26 protein-coding genes and 1 pseudogene are annotated in these 24,771 nt (G+C 63.1%); 18 read left to right on the top strand and 9 right to left on the bottom strand.

Annotated features, from left to right (window positions below):
- Nucleotides 1-96: 96 nt before the first annotated feature.
- The 4 genes and pseudogenes from BMX61_RS25310 to BMX61_RS06680 all read left to right on the top strand — a co-directional run.
- Nucleotides 97-237, top strand: a pseudogene (locus tag BMX61_RS25310) (hypothetical protein); the annotation flags it as partial.
- Between the two features lie 60 nt (nt 238-297).
- Nucleotides 298-504, top strand: a complete 207-nt coding sequence (locus BMX61_RS25010) for a YegP family protein (protein ID WP_407703749.1) — start codon at nt 298-300, stop codon at nt 502-504.
- Between the two features lie 37 nt (nt 505-541).
- A complete protein-coding gene (locus tag BMX61_RS06685; protein WP_407703744.1) occupies nt 542-799 on the top strand; it encodes a type II toxin-antitoxin system CcdA family antitoxin in 258 nt (85 codons plus the stop codon).
- Nucleotides 799-1,098, top strand: a complete 300-nt coding sequence (locus BMX61_RS06680) for a CcdB family protein (RefSeq protein WP_075628433.1) — start codon at nt 799-801, stop codon at nt 1,096-1,098. Before BMX61_RS06685 ends, BMX61_RS06680 begins: the two co-directional genes overlap by 1 nt.
- Nucleotides 1,099-1,106: 8 nt before the next feature.
- Here the strand turns inward: BMX61_RS06680 and BMX61_RS06675 are convergent, their stop codons facing one another.
- On the bottom strand, nt 1,107-1,781 hold the full coding sequence (locus tag BMX61_RS06675) for a pentapeptide repeat-containing protein (RefSeq protein ID WP_234794617.1): 675 nt from the start codon (nt 1,779-1,781) through the stop codon (nt 1,107-1,109).
- A gap of 470 nt (nt 1,782-2,251) precedes the next feature.
- Here BMX61_RS06675 and rbfA point away from each other — a divergent pair, with 470 nt between their 5' ends.
- The 7 genes from rbfA to BMX61_RS06640 all read left to right on the top strand — a co-directional run bounded on the left by rbfA (nt 2,252) and on the right by BMX61_RS06640 (nt 11,143).
- Nucleotides 2,252-2,668, top strand: a complete 417-nt coding sequence (gene rbfA, locus BMX61_RS06670; RefSeq protein WP_075628434.1) for a 30S ribosome-binding factor RbfA — start codon at nt 2,252-2,254, stop codon at nt 2,666-2,668.
- Nucleotides 2,669-2,920: 252 nt separating this feature from the next.
- Entirely contained in the window at nt 2,921-3,856 is a 936-nt protein-coding gene (truB, locus tag BMX61_RS06665) for a tRNA pseudouridine(55) synthase TruB (RefSeq protein ID WP_075628435.1), read from the top strand.
- 272 nt (nt 3,857-4,128) lie between these two features.
- Nucleotides 4,129-5,832, top strand: a complete 1,704-nt coding sequence (locus tag BMX61_RS06660; RefSeq protein ID WP_075628436.1) for a sensor histidine kinase — start codon at nt 4,129-4,131, stop codon at nt 5,830-5,832.
- Between the two features lie 212 nt (nt 5,833-6,044).
- On the top strand, nt 6,045-6,314 hold the full coding sequence (rpsO, locus tag BMX61_RS06655) for a 30S ribosomal protein S15 (RefSeq protein ID WP_075628437.1): 270 nt from the start codon (nt 6,045-6,047) through the stop codon (nt 6,312-6,314).
- 722 nt (nt 6,315-7,036) lie between these two features.
- On the top strand, nt 7,037-9,172 hold the full coding sequence (gene pnp, locus BMX61_RS06650) for a polyribonucleotide nucleotidyltransferase (protein ID WP_075628438.1): 2,136 nt from the start codon (nt 7,037-7,039) through the stop codon (nt 9,170-9,172).
- Nucleotides 9,173-9,528: 356 nt separating this feature from the next.
- Entirely contained in the window at nt 9,529-10,548 is a 1,020-nt protein-coding gene (locus BMX61_RS06645; protein WP_075628641.1) for a class I SAM-dependent methyltransferase, read from the top strand.
- 58 nt (nt 10,549-10,606) lie between these two features.
- Nucleotides 10,607-11,143, top strand: a complete 537-nt coding sequence (locus tag BMX61_RS06640; protein ID WP_075628439.1) for a hypothetical protein — start codon at nt 10,607-10,609, stop codon at nt 11,141-11,143.
- A 137-nt stretch (nt 11,144-11,280) separates the two neighbouring features.
- Here BMX61_RS06640 and fabI read toward each other — a convergent pair whose 3' ends face one another.
- The 4 genes from fabI to BMX61_RS24615 form a co-directional block, all read right to left on the bottom strand.
- Nucleotides 11,281-12,087: an enoyl-ACP reductase FabI gene (fabI, locus tag BMX61_RS06635; protein ID WP_075628440.1), complete on the bottom strand. Its 807-nt coding sequence runs from the start codon at nt 12,085-12,087 to the stop codon at nt 11,281-11,283.
- A 5-nt stretch (nt 12,088-12,092) separates the two neighbouring features.
- Nucleotides 12,093-13,316 carry a beta-ketoacyl-ACP synthase I gene (fabB, locus tag BMX61_RS06630; RefSeq protein ID WP_075628441.1) on the bottom strand — a complete coding sequence of 408 codons (1,224 nt, stop codon included), beginning with the start codon at nt 13,314-13,316 and terminating at the stop codon, nt 12,093-12,095.
- Between the two features lie 66 nt (nt 13,317-13,382).
- Nucleotides 13,383-13,898, bottom strand: coding sequence for a 3-hydroxyacyl-[acyl-carrier-protein] dehydratase FabA (gene fabA, locus BMX61_RS06625; RefSeq protein ID WP_075628442.1), 516 nt, complete (start codon nt 13,896-13,898; stop codon nt 13,383-13,385).
- Between the two features lie 19 nt (nt 13,899-13,917).
- Complete coding sequence (locus BMX61_RS24615; RefSeq protein WP_170854903.1) at nt 13,918-14,091, bottom strand: hypothetical protein; 174 nt, start codon at nt 14,089-14,091, stop codon at nt 13,918-13,920.
- A gap of 188 nt (nt 14,092-14,279) precedes the next feature.
- Here BMX61_RS24615 and irrA point away from each other — a divergent pair, with 188 nt between their 5' ends.
- Nucleotides 14,280-14,714 (top strand): iron response transcriptional regulator IrrA, encoded by a 435-nt coding sequence (irrA, locus tag BMX61_RS06620; protein WP_075628443.1) that lies wholly within the window; start codon nt 14,280-14,282, stop codon nt 14,712-14,714.
- Between the two features lie 100 nt (nt 14,715-14,814).
- Here irrA and BMX61_RS06615 read toward each other — a convergent pair whose 3' ends face one another.
- A complete protein-coding gene (locus BMX61_RS06615; protein WP_407703748.1) occupies nt 14,815-15,483 on the bottom strand; it encodes a trimeric intracellular cation channel family protein in 669 nt (222 codons plus the stop codon).
- A 106-nt stretch (nt 15,484-15,589) separates the two neighbouring features.
- Nucleotides 15,590-16,399 carry a YdcF family protein gene (locus tag BMX61_RS06610; RefSeq protein ID WP_075628445.1) on the bottom strand — a complete coding sequence of 270 codons (810 nt, stop codon included), beginning with the start codon at nt 16,397-16,399 and terminating at the stop codon, nt 15,590-15,592.
- A gap of 177 nt (nt 16,400-16,576) precedes the next feature.
- On the opposite strand from BMX61_RS06610, the gene BMX61_RS06605 reads away from it, so the two are divergent.
- Nucleotides 16,577-17,854: a TIGR03862 family flavoprotein gene (locus BMX61_RS06605; protein WP_083639528.1), complete on the top strand. Its 1,278-nt coding sequence runs from the start codon at nt 16,577-16,579 to the stop codon at nt 17,852-17,854.
- A 66-nt stretch (nt 17,855-17,920) separates the two neighbouring features.
- On the opposite strand, the gene BMX61_RS06600 is transcribed toward BMX61_RS06605, so the two are convergent.
- Complete coding sequence (locus tag BMX61_RS06600) at nt 17,921-18,109, bottom strand: hypothetical protein (RefSeq protein WP_075628446.1); 189 nt, start codon at nt 18,107-18,109, stop codon at nt 17,921-17,923.
- Nucleotides 18,110-18,293: 184 nt separating this feature from the next.
- Between BMX61_RS06600 and ku (BMX61_RS06595) the strand changes: the two genes are divergently transcribed.
- Both ku (BMX61_RS06595) and ligD read left to right on the top strand, forming a co-directional pair.
- Nucleotides 18,294-19,226: a non-homologous end joining protein Ku gene (gene ku, locus BMX61_RS06595; RefSeq protein WP_075628447.1), complete on the top strand. Its 933-nt coding sequence runs from the start codon at nt 18,294-18,296 to the stop codon at nt 19,224-19,226.
- A gap of 5 nt (nt 19,227-19,231) precedes the next feature.
- Complete coding sequence (gene ligD / locus BMX61_RS06590) at nt 19,232-21,997, top strand: DNA ligase D (protein WP_075628448.1); 2,766 nt, start codon at nt 19,232-19,234, stop codon at nt 21,995-21,997.
- An 85-nt stretch (nt 21,998-22,082) separates the two neighbouring features.
- Here ligD and ku (BMX61_RS06585) read toward each other — a convergent pair whose 3' ends face one another.
- Nucleotides 22,083-22,916 carry a non-homologous end joining protein Ku gene (gene ku / locus BMX61_RS06585; RefSeq protein WP_075628449.1) on the bottom strand — a complete coding sequence of 278 codons (834 nt, stop codon included), beginning with the start codon at nt 22,914-22,916 and terminating at the stop codon, nt 22,083-22,085.
- A 188-nt stretch (nt 22,917-23,104) separates the two neighbouring features.
- Between ku (BMX61_RS06585) and BMX61_RS06580 the strand changes: the two genes are divergently transcribed.
- The 3 genes from BMX61_RS06580 (at nt 23,105) to BMX61_RS06570 (ending at nt 24,761) form a co-directional block, all read left to right on the top strand.
- Nucleotides 23,105-24,115, top strand: coding sequence for an SDR family oxidoreductase (locus BMX61_RS06580; RefSeq protein WP_075628450.1), 1,011 nt, complete (start codon nt 23,105-23,107; stop codon nt 24,113-24,115).
- 186 nt (nt 24,116-24,301) lie between these two features.
- The gene (locus tag BMX61_RS06575) at nt 24,302-24,520 is read left to right on the top strand and encodes a hypothetical protein (RefSeq protein WP_075628451.1); all 219 of its coding nucleotides are present in this window, start codon (nt 24,302-24,304) and stop codon (nt 24,518-24,520) included.
- 61 nt (nt 24,521-24,581) lie between these two features.
- Nucleotides 24,582-24,761, top strand: coding sequence for a hypothetical protein (locus BMX61_RS06570; protein ID WP_075628452.1), 180 nt, complete (start codon nt 24,582-24,584; stop codon nt 24,759-24,761).
- The last annotated feature ends 10 nt before the right edge of the window (nt 24,762-24,771 follow it).

The raw sequence follows: 24,771 nt of genomic DNA, 5'->3' as shown, positions 1-24,771 counted from the left end.
CGCTTTTTTATCTTGGCGCCGGATGTATCGTCCAGCTTGTGCTTGATCTTCTTCTTGACGTTTGCGGTCTTTGTCTTACCATCCAAAAGCATCGGCATGCCGACCCGGCATGTCCGGCTGGAGGAAGGCGACATGCACAAGTTCAAGATCGTCAAGGCCGCCAACGGCCAATTTCGCGTGCATTTTCTCTACAATGCCGAAGTGATGGTCTGGTCGGAGAATTACGCCTCCAAGCAAAGCGCCAAGGCCTGCGTCGAGTCGGTGAAGAAGAATGCACCGGGCGCTGCCACGATTGATCTGACGCGCGCAGAGAGCGGCTCCGGCTATCGCTTCGAAATCGTCGACAGCAAGGACCAGGTCTTCGTGCGCTTTCGCGCCGCCAATGGCGAGGTCATGCTCCGTTCAGAAACCTATTCCGCCAAAACCAGCGCGAAGAACTGCATCGACTCTGTCAAGAAAAACGCGCCTGATGCCCCTGTCGAGGATGAGACGGCGTCTGCGTAAGTGAGCTCAGGTCTTTTCCGGCAGGCGCGATGGCCGTATGATGCGCAGCACCGAGAAGGAGCCTGTCATGTCTCAAGCCGTCAAGCTCACCGATCTGACTGTTGACGACCGTCTTCTGGCGGAAGCCGAGGCACTGAAGATCGACATCACCCGCGCCGCCGCCGATGGCATCGCCCAGGCGGTGAAGGCCGAAAAAGAGCGTCTCTGGCTGAGCGAAAATGCCGAGGCGATCGCGGCGTCGAATGCTTATGTGGCCAAGCATGGTCTTCCGCTGGCGCGTCATCGCCGCTTCTGATGGCGCGGTTTCACGTTTACCGGCTTGAGCCGGACGATGCGCTCGTGCTCGATGTTCAATCGTCTCTTCTGGTCAATCTTGATACGCGCGCTGTCGTGCCACTGCTGCCAACAACAGCTTTGTCTCCCATCATGGCGCGACTCAATCCGAAATTCACGATCGATGGCGATCTCTATGTCATGGCAACGCAATTCATCGGCGTGGTGTCTGACCGATCCATTGGCTTAAGCGTCAGCAATCTCACCGCAAGGGCTGACGACATCATCGCCGCCCTCGATTTTCTCTTCCAAGGATTTTAAACAGCGCGCTATTGATCGGCCGCGCAGGGCCAGCCGGCAGGCTTCGTCAGGCCTGCGGGCAGCTTGGTCTTGTCGTCGCCGCAGGCAAGCTCGACCTGCTCCTGTGTTAGGCCCTTGACCTGCGAAAGATTGAGCCCCTCGATCCGGGTGAGATAGAGAAAGGCCTGGTCGAAACCGATCTGTCCGCCGAGCTTGGCACCAGCTAGCCGGGCGCGCGACAGATTGGACAGCGCAAAGCGCGCGTCAGTGAGCGAGGCGCCTGCGAAGTCCACGCGGCTCACCTCGGCCTTCTCGAAATTGGCGCCAGTGAGATCGGCCTTGGTGAAATCGGCGCGCTGCAGTTCGGCGCCGGAAAAATTCGCACCCTTGGCCTGAATGCCGGAGAAATTCGACCTGTAAGCCTCGATCCGGGCAAAATCGGCGCCGTCCGCCGCAGCGCCAGAAACGGAGGTTCGGATCATCCGCGCCTTCTCGAAGCGCGCGCCTGCCAAAGCCGATCCGCTCAAATCCGTTGCGCTGAGATCGCTGTCGCTAAGATTGGCGCCATCGAGCTGGCTGGAGGAAAGCAGGATGCGGGACTTGGTGCAGCCGCTCCAGTCGATTCCCGTTGTTGGCGACTCGCTGCAGTCTCCAGCGGAAGCCGGCCGCACGAGGCTTGACGATGCAAGAAGCGTCAGGGCCATGACCGCAAGCGCCGCCAAGCGCGATGCCGATCTCGCCCTGCTTGATGAATTGGTCGCCTTCATGCCGTTCATCCTCCACCCAAGCGCGCCGCGATCTTTCGGATCGGCGCCCGCGCTATCGCTCCTTGGTCTCGACGCATCCCTTATGCCTGGGCCCCTGACGACGTCGATATGCGTCCTGACGTCCGTGCTCCCGGCGATCCCCGGCTTGACGAGGTGCCTGCTAAGCGACGTCGTCCGGCCTTGGCGGTGCAGCCTATCCTTGCCATCTCATATGCGGTCGTGCACGCATCAATCCAAGGGGAAAATGGGGCAGGGCCTGCGATCCGTCCACAGCCTGAGGCAGGAGTAGGCTCTGTCCGTAGGCTCCCAAGGCCGGCTTTCGCACCGGCGGTCGCTTGACCTTTCGGCCTGAAACAGGCATTGCACCGCCTCAATCGCGCCTTGTGGCGCTGGATAACGGAACCATCATGAGCAAACCGACCTCCTCGGCCCCCTCGCAGCGGATGCTGCGGGTAGGTGAGCAAGTCCGCGCCGCCCTGACCCAGGTGCTGCAGCGTGGCGAGGTGCGCGACCCGCTGATCGAGACGACGGTGATTTCCATCTCGGAAGTGCGCATGTCGCCGGACCTGAAGCTCGCCACCGCCTATGTAACGCCACTCGGCGTTGCCGATCATCAGACCATCATCGACGCGCTGAACCGCAATGCCAAGTTCATTCGCGGCCGGCTTGGGCCGCAGCTGCGTCAGATGAAATATATGCCCGACGTGCGCTTCCGCGACGATACAAGCTTCGACAATTATCAGAAGATCGACGAGCTCCTGCGCTCGCCCGATGTCTTGCGCGATCTCGATCGTCCTGATGACGACGAGGACGAACCGCGCTGAGCGTCTTTGCGGATCATGATGGCTTGGACCTGCTCGGTCCGCCCATCTGCTCCCGTTGTCGCCTTTGAGGATGATAGCAAGCTGTGCAGACTGGGCTCCGCTTTCCAAGGAAGCGGTATGCGTTAGACTGAAAATACAAGGCGTGGCAGCATTTTCCTGAAGCGGGAGCGTCACACCCCTAAAACGAGACCTGCGTGCCGGAACCTAAGGCGTCTGGCCGGGCTTTTGCCAAGCATTGGAACGAAGAAGACGATGGGAAAACCGCGCAAACCCAAGGGACGTCCGATCTCCGGCTGGCTGATCCTCGACAAGCCGATCGATTTCGGATCCACCGAAGCCGTGTCGAAGATCAAATGGCTTTTCAAGGCGCAGAAGGCCGGCCATGCCGGCACGCTAGATCCCTTGGCCTCCGGCATGCTGCCGATCGCGCTGGGCGATGCGACCAAGACCGTGCCTTACGTCATGGACGGCCGCAAGATCTATGAATTCTCCGTAGCCTGGGGCGAAGAACGCACGACCGACGATCTCGAAGGCGAGGTCAGCCAGAGGTCCGATCAGCGCCCCGATGCGGAAGAACTTCGTGCGCTGCTGCCGAAATATACCGGCGTGATCTCGCAGATCCCGCCGCAATTTTCCGCGATCAAGATCGATGGCGAGCGCGCCTATGATCTCGCTCGTGAGGGTGAGACGGTCGAGATCCCGGCGCGCGAGGTGGAGGTCTTTAGGCTGACACTTCTCGGCACGACGCCCAATTTGGCGCATTTCGAGATCGAATGCGGCAAAGGCACCTATGTCCGCTCGATTGCGCGCGACCTCGGCCGCGATCTCGGCTGTTTTGGCCATATCGCCTCCCTGCGCCGCAGCTTCGTGGCGCCTTTTGCCGAAGACAGCATGGTGCCCCTGTCCGAGCTGGTGGCGCTGGAGAAGATCGAGGACGAGGGCGAACGCCTGGCTGCGCTGGATGCTTTCCTGATCGATACCAGCGAAGCGCTCTCCAGCCTGCCGCATCTTGCCGTCAACGACGATCAAGCGCACCGCCTGCGCATGGGCAATCCGATCATCCTGCGCGGGCGCGATGCGCCGGTGGCCGAGCCGGAAGCCTATGCCACGGCGCGCGGTCGCCTGGTGGCGATCGGCGAGATTGCCGAAGGCGAATTCCGCCCCAAGCGCGTTTTCGCCGAGACCTGAAAAGGCGATGCCGCCCGGCGCTTAGCTGTCTTGAATAGCCGGGCCTAGCTCGAGCGGCCGACGCGCAGCTCCAGCGTTTTTGGGTCCAGCTGGATCCGCCTGGCGTCCACGCATTGCACTTGCCTTTGCGGCTTTTGCTAAAGCGTTGGTAAGGCGGGTTTTTTCCTTCGCGTTGGCGAAATTCATTTGTTAAGCTCGCCGCGGATCTGCTTCGCCGGGCCGGCACCCTTGGGGTGTCTGCCTTGCGGCACATGTCCTTTAGGGAACGGGCGATGGTGGAGACAGCGAAGACCAACCCTGAACGCGCGCCGCCTGGCGAGGCGGAGACGCTGGCGCGCGTGCGCCGGCCACTCGCGGCCTATCTCGCTGCCCTGTTGATGGTGGCGATCATTCCCTCCTTCGTTTTCTCCCTCGTCATCCTCAAGCGCAGCACGGACAATCAGGACGAAGTCGTCAGCCAGCTTCTCAGGGCCTCGACGGGTTCTGTGACCCGCGTGGTCGAGCGCGAGATCGACACCATGCTGACGACGCTGAAGGTTCTGGCCGCGCTGCATCGGCCGGGAGACAAGGATTTTCGCGCCTTCTACGACCGATCTTTATCGGCACTGGCGGGTACCAGCACCAATCTCCTCGTCATCGAGCGGAGTTACCGCCAGCTGTTCAACACGCGCGTGCCCTATGGCGCGCCGCTGCCGCCTGTGGCCGATCCGAAATCGGTCGATCAGGCGTTTCGCTCCGGCACCACCGTCGTGTCCGATGTCTTCTTCGGCCGCACGGCCGGGCGCTGGGTCTTCAATGTCTATCTGCCGCTCGGCGACAACGGCACATCGACCGAATGGGTGATGGCACTGACCCGCGATGCGGACGACCTGGCGCGGGTTGTGGGTCACGGCACGCTTTCAGCCGGCTGGAATGCCGCCGTGCTCGATAGTGCCGGGCGGGTGGTCGCGTCCTCCGATCCCAAACTGAAGCCGGGCACGCCCTTTTTCATGGACATCGTCCCGAGCCATAACACCGGTCTCGGTACGGCCCGCTATAATGGCGTCGATTACCGCACCGTTACGGAGTTTTCGGTTACCAGCGGCTGGCGCGTGGTCGCCTGGGCGCGCCAGTCCGACGTCAATGCGCGGGTGGTGAACTCCTATCTCTGGCTCAGTCTCGGTGGCGTGCTGTTCGCCGCCCTGGCGCTGGTCGGTTCCAGCGCCATCGCCCGGATGCTATCCCAGGGCGTGCGCGGCCTAGTCGAAGATGCGCGCAGGCTTGGCGATGGCGAAGCGGTGGCCCCACGCCGCCATATGATCGCCGAGCTTGAAACCGTGTCCGAGGCGCTCTCCTCCGCCGCCAATGCCCGCAGCGAGGCCGAAAGCGAAATCCGCTTCCTGATGCGCGAGGTGGCGCACCGCTCGAAAAACCAGCTGACCGTCATCCAGTCCATGCTCAACCAGTCGGTCCATTTCAACGGCACTGCCCAGGATTTTGCCGAGGCCTTCCGCCGGCGGATCGCGGGGCTGGCCCGCTCGACCGATCTGATGATCGCCAATGCGGTACAGGGCGTGGACATGGCCGAGCTTGCCCGCAACCAGCTTCAGCCCTTCATCCCGGAAGACAGCACGCGGGTGGTGCTGCAGGGCCCGCCACTGCGGCTCGATGCACAGGTGTCGCAGACGCTCGGCATGGCGCTGCATGAGCTGGCCACCAACGCCACCAAATATGGCGCGCTTGCCAATGGCCACGGGAAGGTGACGCTGACCTGGACCATGGACGATCAGCTCTTTCGCCTGGTCTGGCGCGAAAGCGGCGCCGATCTCGTGGTCAAGGACGCCAGCCCGCGCAGAGGCTTCGGCACCATGGTGCTGGAGCGCATGCTGGGCATGGCTCTCGAAGCGCAGCTGGAGCGGCTGATGCACGACGATGGCATCGAATGGCACGTGGCGATTCCCGCCCATCACCTGGCGCCGGAAGAGGCCGCCGCCTGAGATCGGGCCGCAGCGTCGCCATGCCCTTTCCTTCCGCAGGAAGATGGTTTATAGGCAGCGCCAACATGGGGTTCCGCCTCTTCGGCTATCGCCGATGCGTGAACGCAGATACGGCGTCGAGGCTGTGCTCCATGGGCTTGAACGGCCGCAGCTAGACGACATCCCGGCTGCAGGCGACCTGAAATCCTAAAAATCACAAGAAAGGATCACCGATGTCGATCACTGCAGAACGCAAGGCGGAACTGATCAAGCAGTACGCAACCGTCGAAGGCGATACCGGTTCGCCGGAAGTCCAGGTGGCTCTGCTCACCGAGCGGATCAACAACCTGACCGAACATTTCAAGGGCCACAAGAAGGACAACCACTCCCGTCGTGGCCTTCTGGCCATGGTGTCCAGCCGCCGCTCGCTGCTGGATTACCTGAAGAAGAAGGATGAAGGGCGCTACAGCAAGCTGATCGCTGCGCTTGGCATCCGCCGCTAAGACCTTTGGCCGCCGGGCGCATCGCGATGATGGGCCCGGCGGTTTTGCATCAGGCCGCCAATGCTTCTTGAAGGGTTGGCGTAAAGAGCGCCCGTAAAGCCGGCGCTCGAGAGAAGAAGGGTCCGGCCTTGCCGGCCGCTTCGACGATCCGGAACAGCGGCGCCGCGGCGTTTGCGATCCAGCGGGTATGTCCAGGAAGCCGAGACGCTTTCGCGCTTGGGCAGGCCGAACAGACATTACAGGAACATTGAGGGTGGCCGCGTGTCGCCCGGCATGTTCGCGATGCAGGCAGCGCCGGTCATCTCAGCTAGAGAAAGGCAGATGTGGCGCGCGCCCTGCGAGACCGGAATGGATGTGGATGCGGAGGGCCTGAAACGGCGCCGGATCAAACGTTAAGGTGGCCGATCCGCGTTGCCCGTCGAAAGCGATGGGCGGCGAAGGCGACCATCCCGCAGGCCGGAATGGGCCGGACTGCGCAATGAAACCGACGGCCCGTCATGGGGCAGGATTGCAGGATGCTTCGGCACCCAGCCGGCATGGAACAGCGGGCAAAACGATGCCGCGTTCCGCGTCAACCGGATGGAGATGCTGGAACGGTGTGAGGGCCACACCCTTCGTGAAGCGTCTCGCTGTCTTGCCCGTGATGCGCCATCAGCTCGGGGGTGTTGCCCGCGCCGGTCTCCGGCAGCGGCCGAATGCCCGCAGATGCAAGGATTTACACTATGTTCGATACGCATACGGTCGAAATCGAGTGGGCCGGCCGCCCGCTCAAGCTGGAAACCGGCAAGATTGCCCGCCAGGCCGACGGCGCCGTTCTCGCCACCTATGGCGAAACTGTCGTTCTCGCTACCGTCGTTTCGGCCAAGGCGCCGAAGCCGGGCCAGGATTTCTTCCCGCTGACCGTCAACTACCAGGAAAAGACCTATGCCGCCGGCAAGATCCCGGGCGGCTATTTCAAGCGCGAAGGCCGTCCTTCGGAAAAGGAAACGCTGGTTTCCCGCCTGATCGACCGTCCGATCCGTCCGCTCTTCCCGGAAGGCTACAAGAACGACACCCAGGTCGTCGTCACCGTCATGCAGCATGACATGGAGAACGATCCAGACATCCTGTCGATGGTCGCCGCTTCCGCGGCCCTGACGATCTCCGGCGTTCCCTTCATGGGCCCGGTCGGCGGTGCTCGCGTCGGCTACATCAATGGCGGCTATGTGCTGAATCCGCATCTCGACGAGATGGACGAATCGAGCCTCGATCTCGTTGTCGCCGGCACGCAGGACGCCGTCCTGATGGTCGAATCGGAAGCCAAGGAACTGAACGAAGACGTCATGCTCGGCGCCGTCATGTTCGGCCACAAGGGCTTCCAGCCGGTGATCGATGCGATCATCAAGCTTGCCGAGGTTGCCGCCAAGGAGCCGCGCGAATTCGAGCCGGAAGACCATTCGGAACTGGAAGCCGAAATGCTCCAGCATTTCGAAGCTGAGCTGCGCGACGCTTACAAGATCACCCAGAAGGCCGATCGTTACGCCGCCGTCGACGCCGTCAAGGCCAAGGTCAAGGCGCATTTCTTCCCGGAAGGTGCAGAACCGCGCTTTTCGGCTGAAGTGATCGGTGCCGTCTTCAAGCATCTGCAGGCCAAGATCGTCCGCTGGAACATTCTCGACACCAAGAGCCGTATCGATGGCCGTGACCTGGAAACGGTCCGTCCGATCGTGTCGGAAGTCGGCGTTCTGCCGCGCACCCATGGTTCGGCGCTGTTCACCCGTGGCGAAACCCAGGCGATCGTCGTCGCCACGCTCGGCACCGGCGAAGACGAACAATATGTCGACAGCCTGACGGGCATGTACAAGGAGCGCTTCCTGCTCCATTACAACTTCCCGCCCTATTCCGTCGGTGAAACGGGCCGCATGGGCTCCCCGGGCCGCCGCGAAATCGGCCATGGCAAGCTGGCATGGCGCGCTATCCGCCCGATGCTGCCTTCGGCCGAGCAGTTCCCCTACACGCTGCGCGTCGTCTCCGAGATCACCGAATCGAACGGCTCCTCCTCTATGGCGACCGTTTGCGGCACCTCGCTGGCGCTGATGGATGCCGGCGTTCCCCTGGCAAAGCCGGTTGCAGGCATCGCGATGGGCCTGATCCTGGAAGGCGAGCGCTTCGCCGTTCTCTCCGACATTCTCGGTGACGAGGATCATCTGGGCGACATGGACTTCAAGGTCGCCGGCACCGCCGATGGCATCACCTCGCTGCAGATGGACATCAAGATCGCCGGTATCACCGAAGAGATCATGAAGGTCGCGCTGAACCAGGCGCAGGGTGGCCGCAAGCATATCCTTTCGGAAATGTCGAATGCCATCACCGAGAGCCGTGGCCAGCTCGGCGAATTCGCCCCGCGCATCGAAGTGATGAACATTCCGGTCGACAAGATCCGCGAAGTCATCGGTTCGGGCGGCAAGGTCATCCGCGAAATCGTCGAAAAGACCGGCGCCAAGATCAACATCGAAGACGATGGCACCATCAAGATCGCCTCCTCCTCCGGCAAGGAGATCGAAGCAGCCCGCAAGTGGATCCACTCGATCGTCGCCGAGCCGGAAGTTGGCCAGATCTATGAAGGCACCGTCGTCAAGACGGCCGATTTCGGCGCTTTCGTCAACTTCTTCGGCCCGCGCGATGGCCTTGTGCATATTTCGCAGCTGGCCCAGGATCGTGTGTCCAAGACCTCCGACGTGGTCAAGGAAGGCGACAAGGTCTGGGTCAAGCTTATGGGCTTCGACGAACGCGGCAAGGTTCGCCTCTCCATGAAGGTTGTCGATCAGGCGACCGGCAAGGAAATCTCGGCCAAGGCCGAGGGCGACGCCGCCGAATAAGAACGAGCCGGCTCGCCCGCAGGGTGGCTGCAAGCCCTCTGAAGGCGGATCTGCCCGGTGGCGGCTTGACGCTGCTTCTGCATGACGAATGGCAAGGCGCGGACACGGCAGATGTCGTTCCGCGCCTTTTGCCTTCTTCCAGCCCGGCGGCCGTGTCCAAGCCGTCCGGCCCTGATGCCGAGTGCATGATGAGCTGGCTCGCCTTGGGAACCGTCTTGTTCACAAGCGGAAAAATCTGGACAAAGACCATCGGAGGCACGAGCCGGCGCGGTAAGCCGCGCGCCGTTCTTCTGACCTGTCAGGCCTTGATGCTCACACGCTCGCGGGCCGACCCATTCGATAAAGGGAGCGCCCACGTGACGCGCAATGCCGTAAAGACCCTGTTCCACCCCTTCGCCAACGGTACGCTCGAGCTGCCTGGCGACAGCCAACGCATCCTGTTTCTTGGCGCCGAGGCAGGCTTCGACCGGCCCGAGGGCTTTGCAGCGCAGCTGGACGCCGTCCAGCCGATGCGCACGCTGCACCGTGGTCTGGCAGCCGCGCGGATCGACAGCCAGCCGCAACTCGGCGATGGTCGGGATTATGATGGCGCCCTGATCTTGATCGGCAAGCACCGCGGCGAAAACGAGCAGCGTCTGGCCGACGCGCTGGAACGCACCCGCACGGGCGCGATGATCGTGATCGCAGGTGCGAAAGAGGATGGCATTCTGGCGCTGCGCAAGCGGCTGGAGGGTCTTGCGCTCGATGTCGACAGCCTGCCGAAATATCACGCTGTGGCTGTCTGGTTTCCCCGTCCCGCCGATGTCGCCGCGCTTATCGATGCCCTGCATGCGCGCAGTGCCGTGGTCGAGGGCCGCTTCTCAGCCGCGCCCGGCATGTTCTCTCACGATCGCGTCGATCCCGGCTCAGAACTCCTGGCGTCGCGCCTGCCGAAGGATGCGACCGGCCATGCGGCCGATTTCGGCGCCGGCTGGGGCTATCTGTCGGTCATGCTGGCGGAAGCCGCGCCCGGCCTCAAGGGGATTGACCTATTCGAAGCCGACCACAATGCGCTGGAGGCAGCGCGCGCCAACATGGCCGCCAACGCCCCACGCATGCCCGCCCGCTTCCATTGGCAGGATCTGACCGCCGAGGAGCCGCGCGACCGCTTCGACCTGATCGTGATGAACCCGCCTTTCCACGAAACGCAGGCGACCGAGCCAGCACTCGGCCACGCAATGATCCGCATGGCCGCCAAGTCGCTGAAGATCGGCGGCCGGCTGATGCTGGTTGCCAATCGTGGCCTGTCCTACGAGCCGACCATGACCGAGCTGTTCAAGGAATGGGGCGAGACCTGCCGCAATGCACGCTATAAAGTGCTGTGGGGACGCAAATAGACGGCGCACCCACGCGACTGGGCGCAAGAGATCCGATCATTGTTGCAGATCCAGGCCGTTGATCGGGCTTGCGGCGGCTGGATTGCTGGAAGCCATACGCGTGACCAACCGTCACATCGTGCTCGTGGATCGGGTAGAGGATGAAGTCCGCGGCGACCTTGCCAAACCCTTTGCCGCCGAGGTGGCGGACTGGCTCGTTCGCATGCAAGGTGCCATCGTCAGGGCGCCTACACTGGAGGGGCTTGCCATCGCGACATTGCGCCAGCAAGCAGGGCAGGGAGACACTGCGGCGGCCGAGCGTCTGAAAAAGGCGTTGCGCCATAGCGGCGAGCGGGCAATTCGCGAATATGTGGAAATGATCGAGCCGAAAGACATAGACGACGCCGTCGTGCTTTATGAAGACGGCGCCGTGCCCAATCTCATGTCCGCAGCCAGCGTGCCGATGGTGTTGATGACGACACGCGCTTTCGTTCGAGTGATGATCGATCGCGGCTGTAATGGTGATGCGCTGCAAGCCTTGGAGAAGACCGGGTATCACCTCAAGCCACCGATCCGTACGCTGATCGAGGCAGGACTGGACGATGTCACGCCGTAGAGCCTGATACGCCACAGATCAGCAAAAGCCTGACGATCTCGATAGGCGCCTGACAAGGCGGATGCATAACCCATGAAAAAGCCCGGATCGGCAGCCGCCGATCCGGGCTTTGTTGTCATAGGCGAAGAAGCAAGCCGCTATTCCGTATCGGCGGAACGCAGGGCTTCCAGCGCAGGCATGGAGGTGATGTTGTAGCCGGCATCGACATAGTGGACTTCGCCCGTCACGCCGCTGGACAGATCCGAAAGTAGGTAGAGGGCAGAGCCGCCGATGTCGTCGAGCGTCGGGGTGCGGCGCAGCGGGGCGTTCTTCTGGTTCCAGGAGAGGATGGCGCGGGCATCGGAAATGCCGGCGCCGGCCAGCGTGCGCACGGGGCCTGCGGAGATCGCATTGACGCGGATGCCACGCGGGCCGTAATCGGCCGCCAGATAGCGCACGGAGGCTTCCAGCGCGGCTTTGGCGACGCCCATGACGTTGTAATTGGGAATGACGCGCTGCGAGCCGTTATAGGTCAGCGTCAGCATGCTGCCGCCTTCGGTCATCAGGGGTGCTGCGCGCTTGGCAAGCTCGGTGAAGGAGAAGCAGGAGATCACCATGGTGCGCGAGAAGTTCTCGCGCGTGGTGTCGGCGTAAAGCCCCTTCAACTCGTTCTTGTCGGAGAAGCCGACGGCATGGACGACGAAGTCGAGCTTGCCCCAGCGCTCGGCAAGCGCGGCAATGGTCGCATCCACCGAGGCGATGTCCTCGACATCGCAGGGAACGACGAAATCCGAGCCGAGTTCGGCCGCCAGCGGCTTCACCCGCTTGCCCAAGGCCTCGCCCTGATAGGTGAAGGCGAGTTCGGCCCCTTGCGCGCGGAGCGCCTTGGAGATGCCCCAGGCGATAGAGTGATTGTTGGCCAGGCCCATGATGAGCCCGCGCTTGCCGTTCATGATGCCGGTCATGACGCTTATCCGTTGTGACGCTGGAAGACCAGCGTGGCGTTGGTGCCGCCGAAGCCGAAGGAATTGGAGAGGATCGTGTCGATCTTGGCATTGTCGATGCGGCTGCGCACGATCGGCACGCCTTCGAACTCCGGATCGAGTTCGGTGATATGCGCGCTCTCGCCGATAAATCCGGCCTGCATCATCAACAGGCCATAGATGGATTCCTGCACGCCGGCGGCGCCCAGCGAATGGCCCGTCAGCGACTTTGTCGACTGCACATGTGGGATCTTGTCCCCGAAGACCTCGCGAATCGCGCCGATCTCTTTCGAGTCGCCGACCGGCGTCGAGGTGCCATGGGTGTTGATATAGTCGATCTCGCCCTTCACCGTGGCAAGCGCCTGGCGCATGCAGCGCACCGCGCCCTCGCCCGAGGGGGCGACCATGTCGTAGCCATCGGAGGTGGCGCCGTAGCCGACGAGTTCGGCATAGATCTTGGCGCCGCGCGCCTTGGCATGCTCCAGCTCTTCGAGAACGAGCACGCCGGCGCCGCCGGCAATCACGAAGCCGTCGCGCGAGACGTCATAGGCCCGCGACGCGGTAGACGGCGTGTCGTTGAACTTCGAGGACATGGCGCCCATGGCGTCGAACAGGTTCGACATGGACCAGTCGAGATCCTCATGGCCGCCGGCGAACATGATGTCCTGCTTGCCCCACTGGATCATCTCTGCGGCATTGCCGATGCAATGCGCCGAGGTCGAGCAGGCAGACGAGATCGAATAGTTGACGCCGTGGATCTTGAACCAGGTGGCAAGCGTGGCCGAGGCGGTGGACGACATGGCCTTCGGCACGGCAAAGGGGCCGATACGCTTCGGGCTCATATTCTTGCGGGTGATGTCGGCTGCTTCCACCAGCGTGCGGGTGGAGGGGCCGCCGGAGCCCATGATGATGCCGGTGCGCTCGTTGCCGGAGATTTCGCGCTCTTCCAGGCCCGAATCGGCGATTGCCTGCTTCATCGCGACGTGGTTCCACATGCCGCCCTGCGACAGGAAGCGTGCGGCGCGCCGGTCGACCAGATCGGTCGTGTCGATGTCGGGCGCGCCCCAGACCTGGCAGCGGAAGCCGTATTCGGCAAAATCCTTGGAGAAGGTAATGCCGGATTTGGCGTCCCGCAGGGATTGCGTGACCGCTGCCGCATCGTTTCCGATGGAGGAAACAATCCCCAGGCCGGTGACAACAACACGTCTCATCGCGATGAACCTTCCTTCGATCGGTATCAGTTTGCCTCTTGCGCCTTTAAGGGGGCGGCAAGGGCGTCAGGCGGCCTTTTCCTGGAAGAGGCCGACGCGCAGATCGCTGGCGCGGTAGATCACCTCGCCATCGGCCTTCATCCAGCCATCGGCAATGCCGAGCACCAGGCGGCCGCGCATCACGCGCTTGAAGTCGATGCCATATTCGACCAGCTTGACCTTCGGCGTCACCATGCCGGTAAACTTGACCTCGCCCGTCGACAGCGCGCGGCCCTTGCCGGGCTCACCCAGCCAGCCCAGATAGAAGCCGGTCAGCTGCCACATGGCGTCAAGGCCAAGGCAGCCGGGCATGACAGGGTCACCCTGGAAGTGGCAGGGGAAGAACCAGAGGTCGGGCGTGATGTCGAATTCGGCGCGGGCAAAACCCTTGCCATGCTCGCCGCCATCCTCCGAAAGTTCGGTGATGCGGTTGAACATCAGCATGGGCGGCAGAGGAAGCTGGGCATTGCCCGGGCCGAACAATTCGCCGCGCCCGCAGCTCAGGATTTCCTCGTAGGTGTAGCTCGTCTGCCTTGAACTCATGCCTTGACGTCCTCAAGTCTTAATTCGCCGAAGCCCAGCGCCCATGTAGGATCGGACAGGCGTGATTGTAAGCTTTGGCACGATTGCCGCGCCGGCTGCTGCTCACGCCCATGGTCCCCGGCGCGGGTGTTTGCGCCGTCGCATACATGATGATCTGCGTCATCACCAGAGGAAAACCTTTGGGCGCGGCCATGGAACGCCTCCAGAAGCCTGCGTCTGGCGCTGGAGACGGCATTTGCAAGCCTATTTCGGCGCGGTCGGGATTGAAAGGGCAGCGTGGTCTTACCAAGTGCCTGATTGCCGCTATTGAAAGGCTTTGCACGAAAAGTTATATCGGTGCGGATTGATCAAGTTTTATGAGAGGTTGCAGCCGCGCCCGTGATGACGAACAGTCCGACGCTCTGTCCTGAAGATCGCCTGCGCCAGTTCGGGCTTCGTCCGACGCGTCAGCGTGTCGCACTGGCCGATCTGCTGTTCGCCAAGGGCGATCGCCACCTGACCGTGGAAGAACTGCACGAGGAAGCGGTGACCGCCGGCGTCCCCGTGTCGCTGGCAACGGTCTATAACACGCTGCACCAGTTCACCGATGCCGGCATGATCCGTGTGCTGAGCGTCGAGAGCAGCCGCACTTATTTCGACACCAATGTGTCCGACCACCATCATTTCTTTGTCGAAGGCCATAACGAGGTGTTGGACATTCCCGTCAGCAATATCTCGATCGGCAATCTGCCCGAGCCGCCCGAGGGCATGGAAATCGCTCATGTCGACGTGGTGATCCGCCTGCGTCGGAAGGATCGGCGCGAAGGCGCCCAATAGAGATCGGCAGTCGGATGCTTCGAGCTGCCCGTTCCCGAGAATCTGACCCCATCCAATCCCGCGTCGACCGGACGGCTCGTCAGGCGGGTCGAACGCGGCCTCACGTCTCCTGTTGATCGTCCCGCCGTCGTGGCGGCATCACCACATCCGGGTCGCGGCCCGGCTTGGCGCGGCCGGTTGGCAGCGTCCAGCCGAATTTGAGCGCGCCGCCGCGCACGAGGAAGGCCACAAGCGCGCCGGATAGCAGGGCGAGCCAGGGCGCAGCGCCGAAGGCGAGCGAAAGAACGAAGAGCGCGGAGCCAGTCAGCGCCGCGCTGATGTAGATTTCCGGGCGCAGCAGCACGGAAGGTTCGCCAGCCAGGAGATCGCGCAGAATCCCGCCGAAGGTGGCGGTGAGAATGCCGGTGACGAGCGCGAGCAGCGGCGAGCCCGTGGCCGCCAGTCCTTTCTCCGCTCCCATGACGCAGAAGAGCGCGAGCCCCGCCGCATCCAGCCAGAGCAGCAGGCGGTAGCGTGATTCGAATCTGTTGGCCGAAAGGAAGACCGCGATCGCGGCCGCCGTGGTGATCACCAGATAGGTGGGGTCGCGGACCCAGAAGACCGGCGCCTGGCCGAGAATGAGATCGCGCAGCGTGCCGCCGCCAATGCCGGTGACGGCGCCGAAGAACAGGTAGCCGATGATGTCGAGCTGCTTGCGTGAGGCCGACAGCGCACCCGTGGCGGCAAAGACTGCCACGCCGGCATAATCCAGCAGGCTAAGCATCGACAGGATCGGCATGGGCTTTCTTCTCCTGCGGATTGGCGCAAGGCTGCGTGATCGTCTTGCCGTCAAGGCATGCATCAAACACCGCAAATCTGAAAACGCGGTTCATGCCTCAAAGAGGGGGCGCAGCCGCCTTGTCCGGAAACAGTGCCGTTGTGCGCCCTGTGGCGTAGTAGGCGGCAAGCCCGGTCCATTCCCTGAGCGCCGTGGTCAGAAGCTGGGCATTGAGCGAAGGCTGAGTGAAATCGAGACCGAGTCGCGCCCGACCGGTGGTGCGGTAGTCGCTCGGCCAGGGGATCATCTCCAGGCCCTGCTTGCGGAACAGGCCGATGGCGCGCGGCATATGGAAGGCGGAGGTGATCAGTGCGCAGCGCGCCAGTCCCGCCTCCTTCAAAAGTGCCTGCGTCTGGCGGGCATTCTCAAAAGTGGTGCGCGAGACGTTTTCCTTCATCAGCCGCTCGGGCGGAAGGTCGAACAGGGCGAAAAAGTCCGCTGCCGCATCGGCATCGCCTTGATAGGCGCCGCTGAAGGAGCCATCGCCGCCCGAGACCAGGATCCTGGCCTGCGGGTGGAGCTTGGCCAGCCGGGCCCCTTCGACGAAGCGGTCGGCCGCCTGGTTGAATTCGATGCCGCCGCGGGCTGCCATCACCTCATTTTCGAATGCGCCGCCGAGAATGACGATGCAGGCGAGATCGGCCGGCAGACTGTCCGGCCGGGCGAAGCGATCCTCGAGCCTTTGCAGGAGAACGCTGCCCGTCGTGGTGAACAAGGCCGTGAAGAGAAGAAGCATGGCCAGAAGGAGCGCGAAAATCCCGGTGCGCGACAGGCCGAGGCTGAGCAGGAGAGCGCTGACGAGAAGCAGCAGAAAGACGAGCGACAGCGGCTGGGCGACCAGCCAGAGGATTTTCGAGATCAGAAACATGGTCGCACCATGCCGCGCGGCCAGGGTGAGGGCAAGCGCTGCTGCGGCAGTTCGGCTGTTGCAGGAGGCATGTGGGTGACAGCCGAAGAGACGGCGTCAGCGACATGTCCATGATCTCTGCTCGCCTGCAAAGGCTTGACCGGTGCCGCGCTCTGCGCTTTCTCGCAAGGCATGAGCATGAACGATCAAGACGGTGTAGGGCAGGCAAGCCCGGCCGTGGATACACCCGCGGCGTCCAAACTCGTCGAGCCCGTTGCGATCATTGGCGGAGGGCCGGCGGGATTGATGGCGGCCGAGGTTCTGAGCGCGCGGGGTTTTGCGGTCACAGTCTATGAGGCCATGCCGACGATCGGGCGGAAGTTCCTGCTCGCCGGCAAGTCCGGGCTCAATCTCACTCATGCTGAGGACTATAGCCGCTTTCGCACCCGCTTCGGCCAGGCGAATGCGAGGCTGGCGCCGGCGCTCAATGCTTTCCCGCCCGAGTTCGTGCGCACATGGGCGGCCGGTCTTGGGGTGGAAACCTTCGTCGGCTCATCGGAACGCGTCTTTCCCACGGCTATGAAGGCCTCACCTCTCCTGCGCGCCTGGCGGGCACGGCTGGAGGCGGCTGGCGTGACGATCCGCACTCGCCACAGGCTGATCGGGATCAAGACGGATGGGCTGATTCTGGCAACGCCGGAAGGAGAGGTGACGCTCCATCCGCCGGCTGCGCTTCTGGCTCTCGGCGGCGCAAGTTGGCCACGCCTCGGCTCGGATGCCGCCTGGCTGCCATGGCTCACCGATCTCCATGTCCCTGTCAGGCCGTTCCTGCCAGCCAATTGCGGCTTTGACGTCGCCTGGAGCGCCCACTTCATCGAGCGTTTTGCCGGCGCGCCGCTCAAGGGCGTCGCAGCCACGAGTGCGGCGGGGCGTCTTCCCGGCGAATGTGTCGTCAGCCGCCATGGGCTGGAAGGAAGCCTGATCTATGCCCATGCCGCCTCTTGCCGCGACGCGTTGCTCGCCCACGGGCAGGCCGATTTGACTTTTGACCTCGCGCCCGGCCGCACGGCGGAACGGATAGCGGCCGACCTCATGCGCCAGCCGGCCAAAGCCAGCCTGTCCAATCGTTTGCGCAAGGCCGCCGGGCTCGACACTGTCAAGACGGCGCTGTTGCGTGAGCTTGCGCCTGATCTCGCCCACCAGCAGCCGGAGACGGTGGCCATGCGGATCAAGCATCTGCCCGTGCCGCTGCTCCGGCCCCGGCCCATCGCGGAGGCGATTTCGTCCGCTGGCGGGGTGATGTGGCAGGGTGTGGATGCGCGGATGATGGTGGAGGCCCTTCCAGGCCTCTTCGTGGCGGGAGAGATGGTCGATTGGGAAGCGCCGACCGGCGGCTATCTTCTAACGGCCTGCCTGGCCATGGGCCGCTTTGCCGGGCAGTGCATGGCCGACTGGCTGGCGCGACAAACAGCCTGACGATGGCAAAAAAAAGCCGCCGACACGGTCGGCGGGCTTCTGGCTTCTACGCTTTCCGATGGTCCGCTATCGAAAAACCGGCGGCCGACGGGCATTCATCAGCAGCTCCTGCTCGCTGGCGAAATGTCCGAACAGACGTGTCAGGCGAACATGCTCCTCCTGATTCAGCCGATAACGCCGGCAGAACTCTTCGACGCTGCGCACCTTGCGCAACCCGCTATCGTCGAGTTTCCCCAAATCCAGATGTTCGCTCATTCTCTCAAATCCCTCCAAGAATGCGCTCGTAACGCTTTGTGTCGAGATTTGTTCCCAAAAATATCGCTAATATTTCCGGCTTTTTCTATTTTGTGGGAACTTCCTGGCGAACCGGGCTTTTCTTCTGGCTGAGCAATGTCACGCCTTTGCGTTCATCGGCGTGGCGGGTTTGAGGGAGAAAGCCATGGCGCCGCGTGCCAACTGGAAGGGTCATCTGAAGCTCGGCGAGATGGCCTGTGCCGTGGCGCTTTATACGGCTGCATCTACATCGGAGCGAATCTCCTTTCACATGCTGAACCGCAAGACCGGCAATCGGCTTCACCGCGAATTCGTCGATAGCGAGACCGGCGCCGTCGTCGAGCATGACGACCAAGTCAAAGGCTACGCGCTGTCTGAAAATGACTTCGTGGTGCTGGAGCCGGAGGAGGTCGCCGCTGCCGTTCCCGACAGCGACAAGATGCTGGCAATCGAAGCCTTCCTGCCAAGCGACGAGATCGACGACGTCTATTTCGACAAACCCTATTATCTCGCGCCTGCCGATCCCCAATCTCGTGATGTCTTCGCGCTGGTGCGCGATGCGCTGGCCAAGAAGAAGGTTGCGGCGATTGCCCGCACGGTGCTTTTCCGGCGGCTGCGCACGGTGCTGATCCGCCCGCATGAAGACGGGCTCGTGGCGTTCACCCTGAACTACGACTACGAGGTGCGCCCCTCCGCCGAGGTTTTCGCGGATCTGCCGGAGGTAACGCTGAAGGGCGAGATGCTGGATCTGGCCACCCATATCATCAAGACCAAGATGGGCCGCTTCGATCCCTCGACCTTTGACGATCGCTATGAGAATGCGCTTGGCGAGGTGATCAAGGCCAAGATCGAAGGGCGCAAGATCAAGAAGCCGCCGGAGCCTGAGCGCGGCAAGGTGATCGACCTGATGGAAGCATTGCGCCAGAGCGCCGGCGCGGGGAGTGCCGGTCAATCGAGCCGCGCCGCTGAAGCCCGTAGCGCAAAGGGCAAAGCGGAAGACAGGAAAGCGGCGACCAAGGCGACCCGGACGAAGGCCACGCGCGCCAAGGCGAGTGCCGGCTCCTCCCGCAGCCGTGCCTCCAGCCGCAAGGCCGGGTAAACGCCATGGCATTGGAAACCTATCGGGCCAAACGCAATTTCGAGCGCACAGCAGAGCCTAAGGGCAGCACGCGGCAGCGCGCCTCCAAGGCCAAGGCGAAATCTGCGCCCGCCTTCGTCATTCAGAAACATGCTGCCCGGCGCCTACATTACGATTTCCGCCTGGAGATGGACGGCGTTCTGAAAAGTTGGGCCGTTGCCAAGGGACCGAGCCTGGTCGCGGGTGAAAAGCGGCTTGCCGTTCATGTCGAGGACCACCCGCTCGACTATGGCGATTTCGAAGGCACGATCCCGAAGGGTGAATATGGCGGCGGCTCGGTCATCGTCTGGGATCGGGGACGCTATACGCCGCTTCACGATCTCGACGCCATGTATCGCAAGGGACATCTGGAGTTTTCGCTGGAGGGCGAAAAGCTGGCCGGGCGCTGGCATCTCGTGCGCATGGCAGGAAAACGCGGCGAAAAGCGGGAGAACTGGCTGCTGATCAAGGCCGAGGACGAGGCAGCACGGTCGGAGGATGCGCCTGACATTCTCGAGGAAGCGCCCGATTCGGTTCTGACAGGTCGACCGGTCGAGGCGCTGGAGGGTGAGGCGCCCGGCTGGTCTTCGAAAACAGGGCCGATTCGCGAAACGCCGGGCACCAAGGCCGCTCGCAAGACGCGCAGGCAGGCCAAACAGACGGCAACGCCTGACGCAGAAGTGGGGACCGATAGGCAAGCCGATCCGTCGCCGCTCGACGGCCTCAGCGCAAGGGACCGCCGAAAGCTGAAGCCTTTGGATCTGCCGGACTTTATCGAGCCACAACTTGCCACGCTCGTCGCCAAGCCGCCCAAGGGCGGGCGCTGGCTGCATGAGGTGAAGTTCGACGGCTACCGGCTTCAGGCCCGAATCGACCAGGGGCAGACGCGCCTTTTGACCCGCAGCGGCCTGGACTGGACCGAACGGTTTGGCCCGGCCATCGGCAAGGCCTTGGCCGGTCTGACCGAAGGCAGCGCCCTGATCGATGGCGAGCTCGTCGTGGAGACAGGCGCCGGCAGCTCGGATTTCTCGGCCCTGCAGGCCGATCTGAGCGCCGGTCGGCAGGATCGCTTCGTCTATTACGCCTTCGATCTCTTCCATCTTGATGGGCAGGATTTGACCGATGTGCCGCTGGAGAGCCGAAAAGCGATTCTGGAACGGCTTGTTCAGGCGGCGGAGCCGCAGGGTCGTGGCGAGCAGGGGGCGCCCGGGCTTGTGCGCTTCAGCGCCCATTTCGGTGAGGAAGGCGGTCTGGTGCTCGAACATGCTTGTCGTCTCAGTTTGGAGGGTATTCTCTCCAAACGGGCGGATGGTGCCTATCACGGCGGGCGCAGCAAGGACTGGGTGAAGTCGAAATGTTCGGCGCGCCAGGAGTTCGTCATTGCCGGCTACATGCCTTCCACTGCCGCGCGCAACGCCATCGGCTCGCTGGTGCTCGGCGTTTATGAGGGCGACGATCTCGTCCATGTCGGCCGCGTCGGCACCGGCTTCAGCGCCGCAACGGCGCGGATGCTTCACGACCGGCTGGAAGAGCTGCACCTGCCGAAAAGCCCTTTTGCGCAGAAGCTGCCCAGCGAGGCGGCGCGAGGCGTTCGCTTCTGCCGGCCCGAACTCGTGGCCGAAGTCGAATTCCGCGCCTGGACGGCCGATGGCCAGCTGCGCCACGCCGCCTTTCGAGGCCTCAGGGAGGACAAGCCGGCGAGCGACATCGTACGGGAGGCGGAGATGGGCGAAGCGGACGCAGCAGCCTCGACCGGTGGCGATCATGGCAAGGCACCTGCCGAGGACAGGAATGGAGCCACTGGCGCCGGCAAACCTGCCGCCGCAAGGACGTCCGGTGCCGCAAAATCCCGCAAGCCCACCCGTGCGCCCCAGCTGGCAAAGCTGACCCATCCGGACCGCATCTACTGGCCCGATGCCGGCGTCACCAAGGAGGGGCTGGCGGATTACTATGTGGCCGTCTGGCGCTTCATCGCCCCCTTCGTCGCCGGCCGGCCGCTTTCGCTGCTGCGCGGCCCCGAGGGGATCGACAGCGCCACCTTCTTTCAAAAGCATGCCTGGCGGGGCATGAACAAAGCGATCGATACCGTGCCAGATCCTCAGGATGCCAAGGGCGAGCCGCTCTTGATGATCCGCGATATCGACGGGCTGATCGGCCTTGTTCAGGGCGCCGCGCTGGAAATCCATCCCTGGGGTGCGCCAGTGAAGGATCTGGAGCGGCCGGACATGATCATCATGGATCTCGATCCAGGTCCTGGCGTGGAATGGGCCGAGGTGATCGAGGCGGCAAGGGAGGTGAAGGCACGGCTGGAGGCAGCCGGTCTCGCTGCCTTCGTCAAGACCTCCGGCGGCAAGGGGCTGCATGTGGTTTCGCCGATCAAGCCGAAGGCGGATTGGGATACCGCCAAGCGCTTCACCAAGGCGATTGCCGAGGCCATGGCAGCCGATGCGCCGGAGCGCTTCGTGGCCCAGGTGACCAAGTCCAAGCGCAAGGGGCGAATCCTCGTGGATTATCTGCGCAATGGCCGCGGCAACACGGCGGTCGCGCCCTATTCATCGCGCGCCCGCCCTGGCGCCCCGGTCTCCATGCCGCTTGGCTGGGACGAGCTGAGCGAGGCGATCGGGCCTGCTTATTTCACGGTCGACAACGCCTTGAGCCGGCTCAATAGTCTCGACCATGACCCGTGGGGGGAGTTTTACAAGGCGGCTGCGCCTATCCCGCCGGAAAAGGCAAAAAGCGGCTCTAAGGGCTAGATACCAACGGGGGCCTGCCGATATGCGCGTGATGGCTTTGGGCGCTGACGTGGTGCGGTCTTAAAGACCGTTCACGGCGAAAGCGTCAGGCCGACTTCTTCTCGCTGCCCTTACCGCCCGCGCCGGTTTGCTTGGCGTTTTTCAGGCTGGCCTTGAGCGCATCCATGATGTTGACGACATTGGTGGTCGGCGGCGCCTTGGGCGCGGCCTTCTTCTTCGCCCTGGTTTTCTTCTTTTTCTTCGCGTCGATGATATCGAGAAGCCGGTCCTGAACAGGGTCGTCCACGATCTCTTCCGACCAGGCGCGCGTCTGCTTGGCGATCACCTGCTGGGCAAGCTTCAGATGCGCGGCATCCGGCTTTGCGTCGTCCAGCCCATCGAAATAGTCGGCGGCCTCGCGCACCTCGTCGCCATAACGCAGCGTCCACAGGACGATGCCGCCATCGCGGGGCTCCAGCATCACGGCGCGCTCACGCCGATAGAGCACGAGCCGGGATATGGCCACCACCTTGGCCGCGCGCATGGCCTCACGGATTACGGCAAAGGCCTCTTCGCCCACCTCGTCATCGGGCTCCAGATAATGCGGCGTGTCGAGATAGACCCAGGAGATGCTCTCGGCCGGGACGAACATGTCGATGTCGATGGTACGTGTGCTGTCGAGCGCTACGGCCTCGATCTCCTCATCCTCGAGCATGACATAGGCGTCCTCGCCTTTGGGATAGCCCTTGACCACATCGTCGTCCGCAACTGCCTTGCCGGTGACCGCATCGACATAATGGCTGACGATGGGATGGCCTGTCTTCCGGTTGAGCGTGCGAAAGCGCACCTTCTCGGCCTCCGAGGTCGCCGGCGACATGGCAACGGGGCAGGTGACGAGCGAGAGCTTGAGATAGCCCTTCCAGGAATTGCGGGCGGCCAAGGGCGGCTCCTTTGCACGTGATAGGGTCAGGCTCGACCGAGCCTGGCATCTCGCAAACGGCCGAAACGCCGGTCAGGTTCCTGGATGCCGCAGCCCATCATCCCAAGGGCCGACATGCCCTATGCGCGCAACTTCTTCGCATCCGCCGCAGTTCTCTCAGGATAAGGTGAGCAGAAAGGGAAGATGACATGATGCGATCCTTGAAAGATGCCGTCGTCGTCATTGTCGGCGCGTCGAGCGGCATTGGCGAGGCCACGGCCGAGGAATTCGCAGCGGAGGGCGCCCGACTGGTACTGGCGGCGCGCAACGGTCCGGCCCTGGAGGCCATCGCCGAACGCTGCCGGCGCAAGGGCGTGCGTGTGCTGGTGGTGCCAACCGATGTGACCGAGCCGCGCCAGATCACGGCTCTGGCTGGGACAGCCCATAGTTTCGGCCGCATCGATGTATGGGTCAGCAATGTCGGCGTGGGCGCCGTCGGCCGTTTTCAGGACGTGCCTTTCGAAGCCCATGAGAAGATCATCCGCGCCAATCTCCTCAGCCACATGCAGGAAGCGCATGCGGTGCTGCCGGTCTTCCTGGAGCAGGGCCATGGCACCTTCATCAACATGATCTCGCTCGGCGGTTTTGCCGCCACGCCCTTTGCCGCCGCCTATGCGGCCAGCAAATTCGGCCTGCGCGGCTTTGCCCAGTCCTTGCGCGCAGAACTCTCAGCCCATCGCGACATCCATATTTGCGACATCTATCCCGCCTTCGTCGATACGCCGGGCCTGAAGCATGGAGCCAACTATGTCGGGCGGGCGATCAAGCCGCCGCCGCCCGTTATCGATGCACGTCGCGTGGCGCGTGCCATCGTTCACGCCGCCCGATCGCCACGGGCGACGACGACGGTGGGCGCGGTGACCAATGCCACACGGCTGATCGTCGCCATCGCCCCAAATCTCGCCGCCAGTATGCTCGCCAAGGGTATGGAGCGTGCCTTCCGCCGGGCAGAGCGAGTGGACCGCAGCGAAGGCAATTTGCACCGCGCGTCGCTGGAGCCGGGCGGAATCGACGGCGGCTTTCGCCAACCCGGCCTGATGCGCTCTCCCAGTGGGGCCGTGCTTGCGGGCGTCGCGGTGGCCGGCCTCGCGCTGGTGGCCGGGCGCCTGCTCGCCGGCGGACGGGCCTCGGCTCGCCATCGCTCATTGAGGCATTTCTAAGCCAGATCCTGCCTCGTGCTGACCCGCATTTTCGGCGGAACATCATGTGTCGCGCGGGGTTAGTTCGATAGGCGGCGCCCGATGTCGCGATATGCCAGGGCATCGCCACAGGCAAGGGCGGAGCCGCAGTGCCACTGGTGTGGCCGAGCACCGCTTCAAACCAGAAGACGATAAGGAGGATTTCCCATGGCCAATGCCGATCGCAAACATTTCGGTTCGGGTGCCCAGGGCAAGGGTGACGGAACGGGCGCAATGACCGTTCTGGAAGACGGTATTCTGCCGGATAATATGATCCTGTCCAACCGCGACAAGGCCCAGCACTCCCGCGAGCGGGGCTTGGACGGGCGCAATGTGCAGACCGAACAGTATCGCGACCATGCCGGAAACCGCCGGACTGACCTCTAACGAGTCCAAGCCTTTGAACGCCTGCTCATGAACGCTGCCAGATTGGCGGCAGGAGGATGAGATGACAGCGAAGCAACCCCCAATTCCCCCGGAAAACCGCAGCCCGCATGGCGGCAAGCTTGAGATCCATGGCGCCGACGTGGAGTCTGGTGCATCGGCGCCCGTCAATCCCGACAAGGTTGGCCACCAGGGCAATAGCAAGGTCAATACCACCCATCAGGGCTATCAGCAGGATCGCTGAGGCTCTTGAG

Origin of the sequence: Xaviernesmea oryzae (assembly GCF_900109605.1) — a bacterium.
Classification (GTDB): Bacteria; Pseudomonadota; Alphaproteobacteria; order Rhizobiales; family Rhizobiaceae; genus Xaviernesmea; species Xaviernesmea oryzae.
Note: the sequence above shows the minus strand (reverse complement) of the source record. Positions and strands in the feature narration are given on the sequence as shown.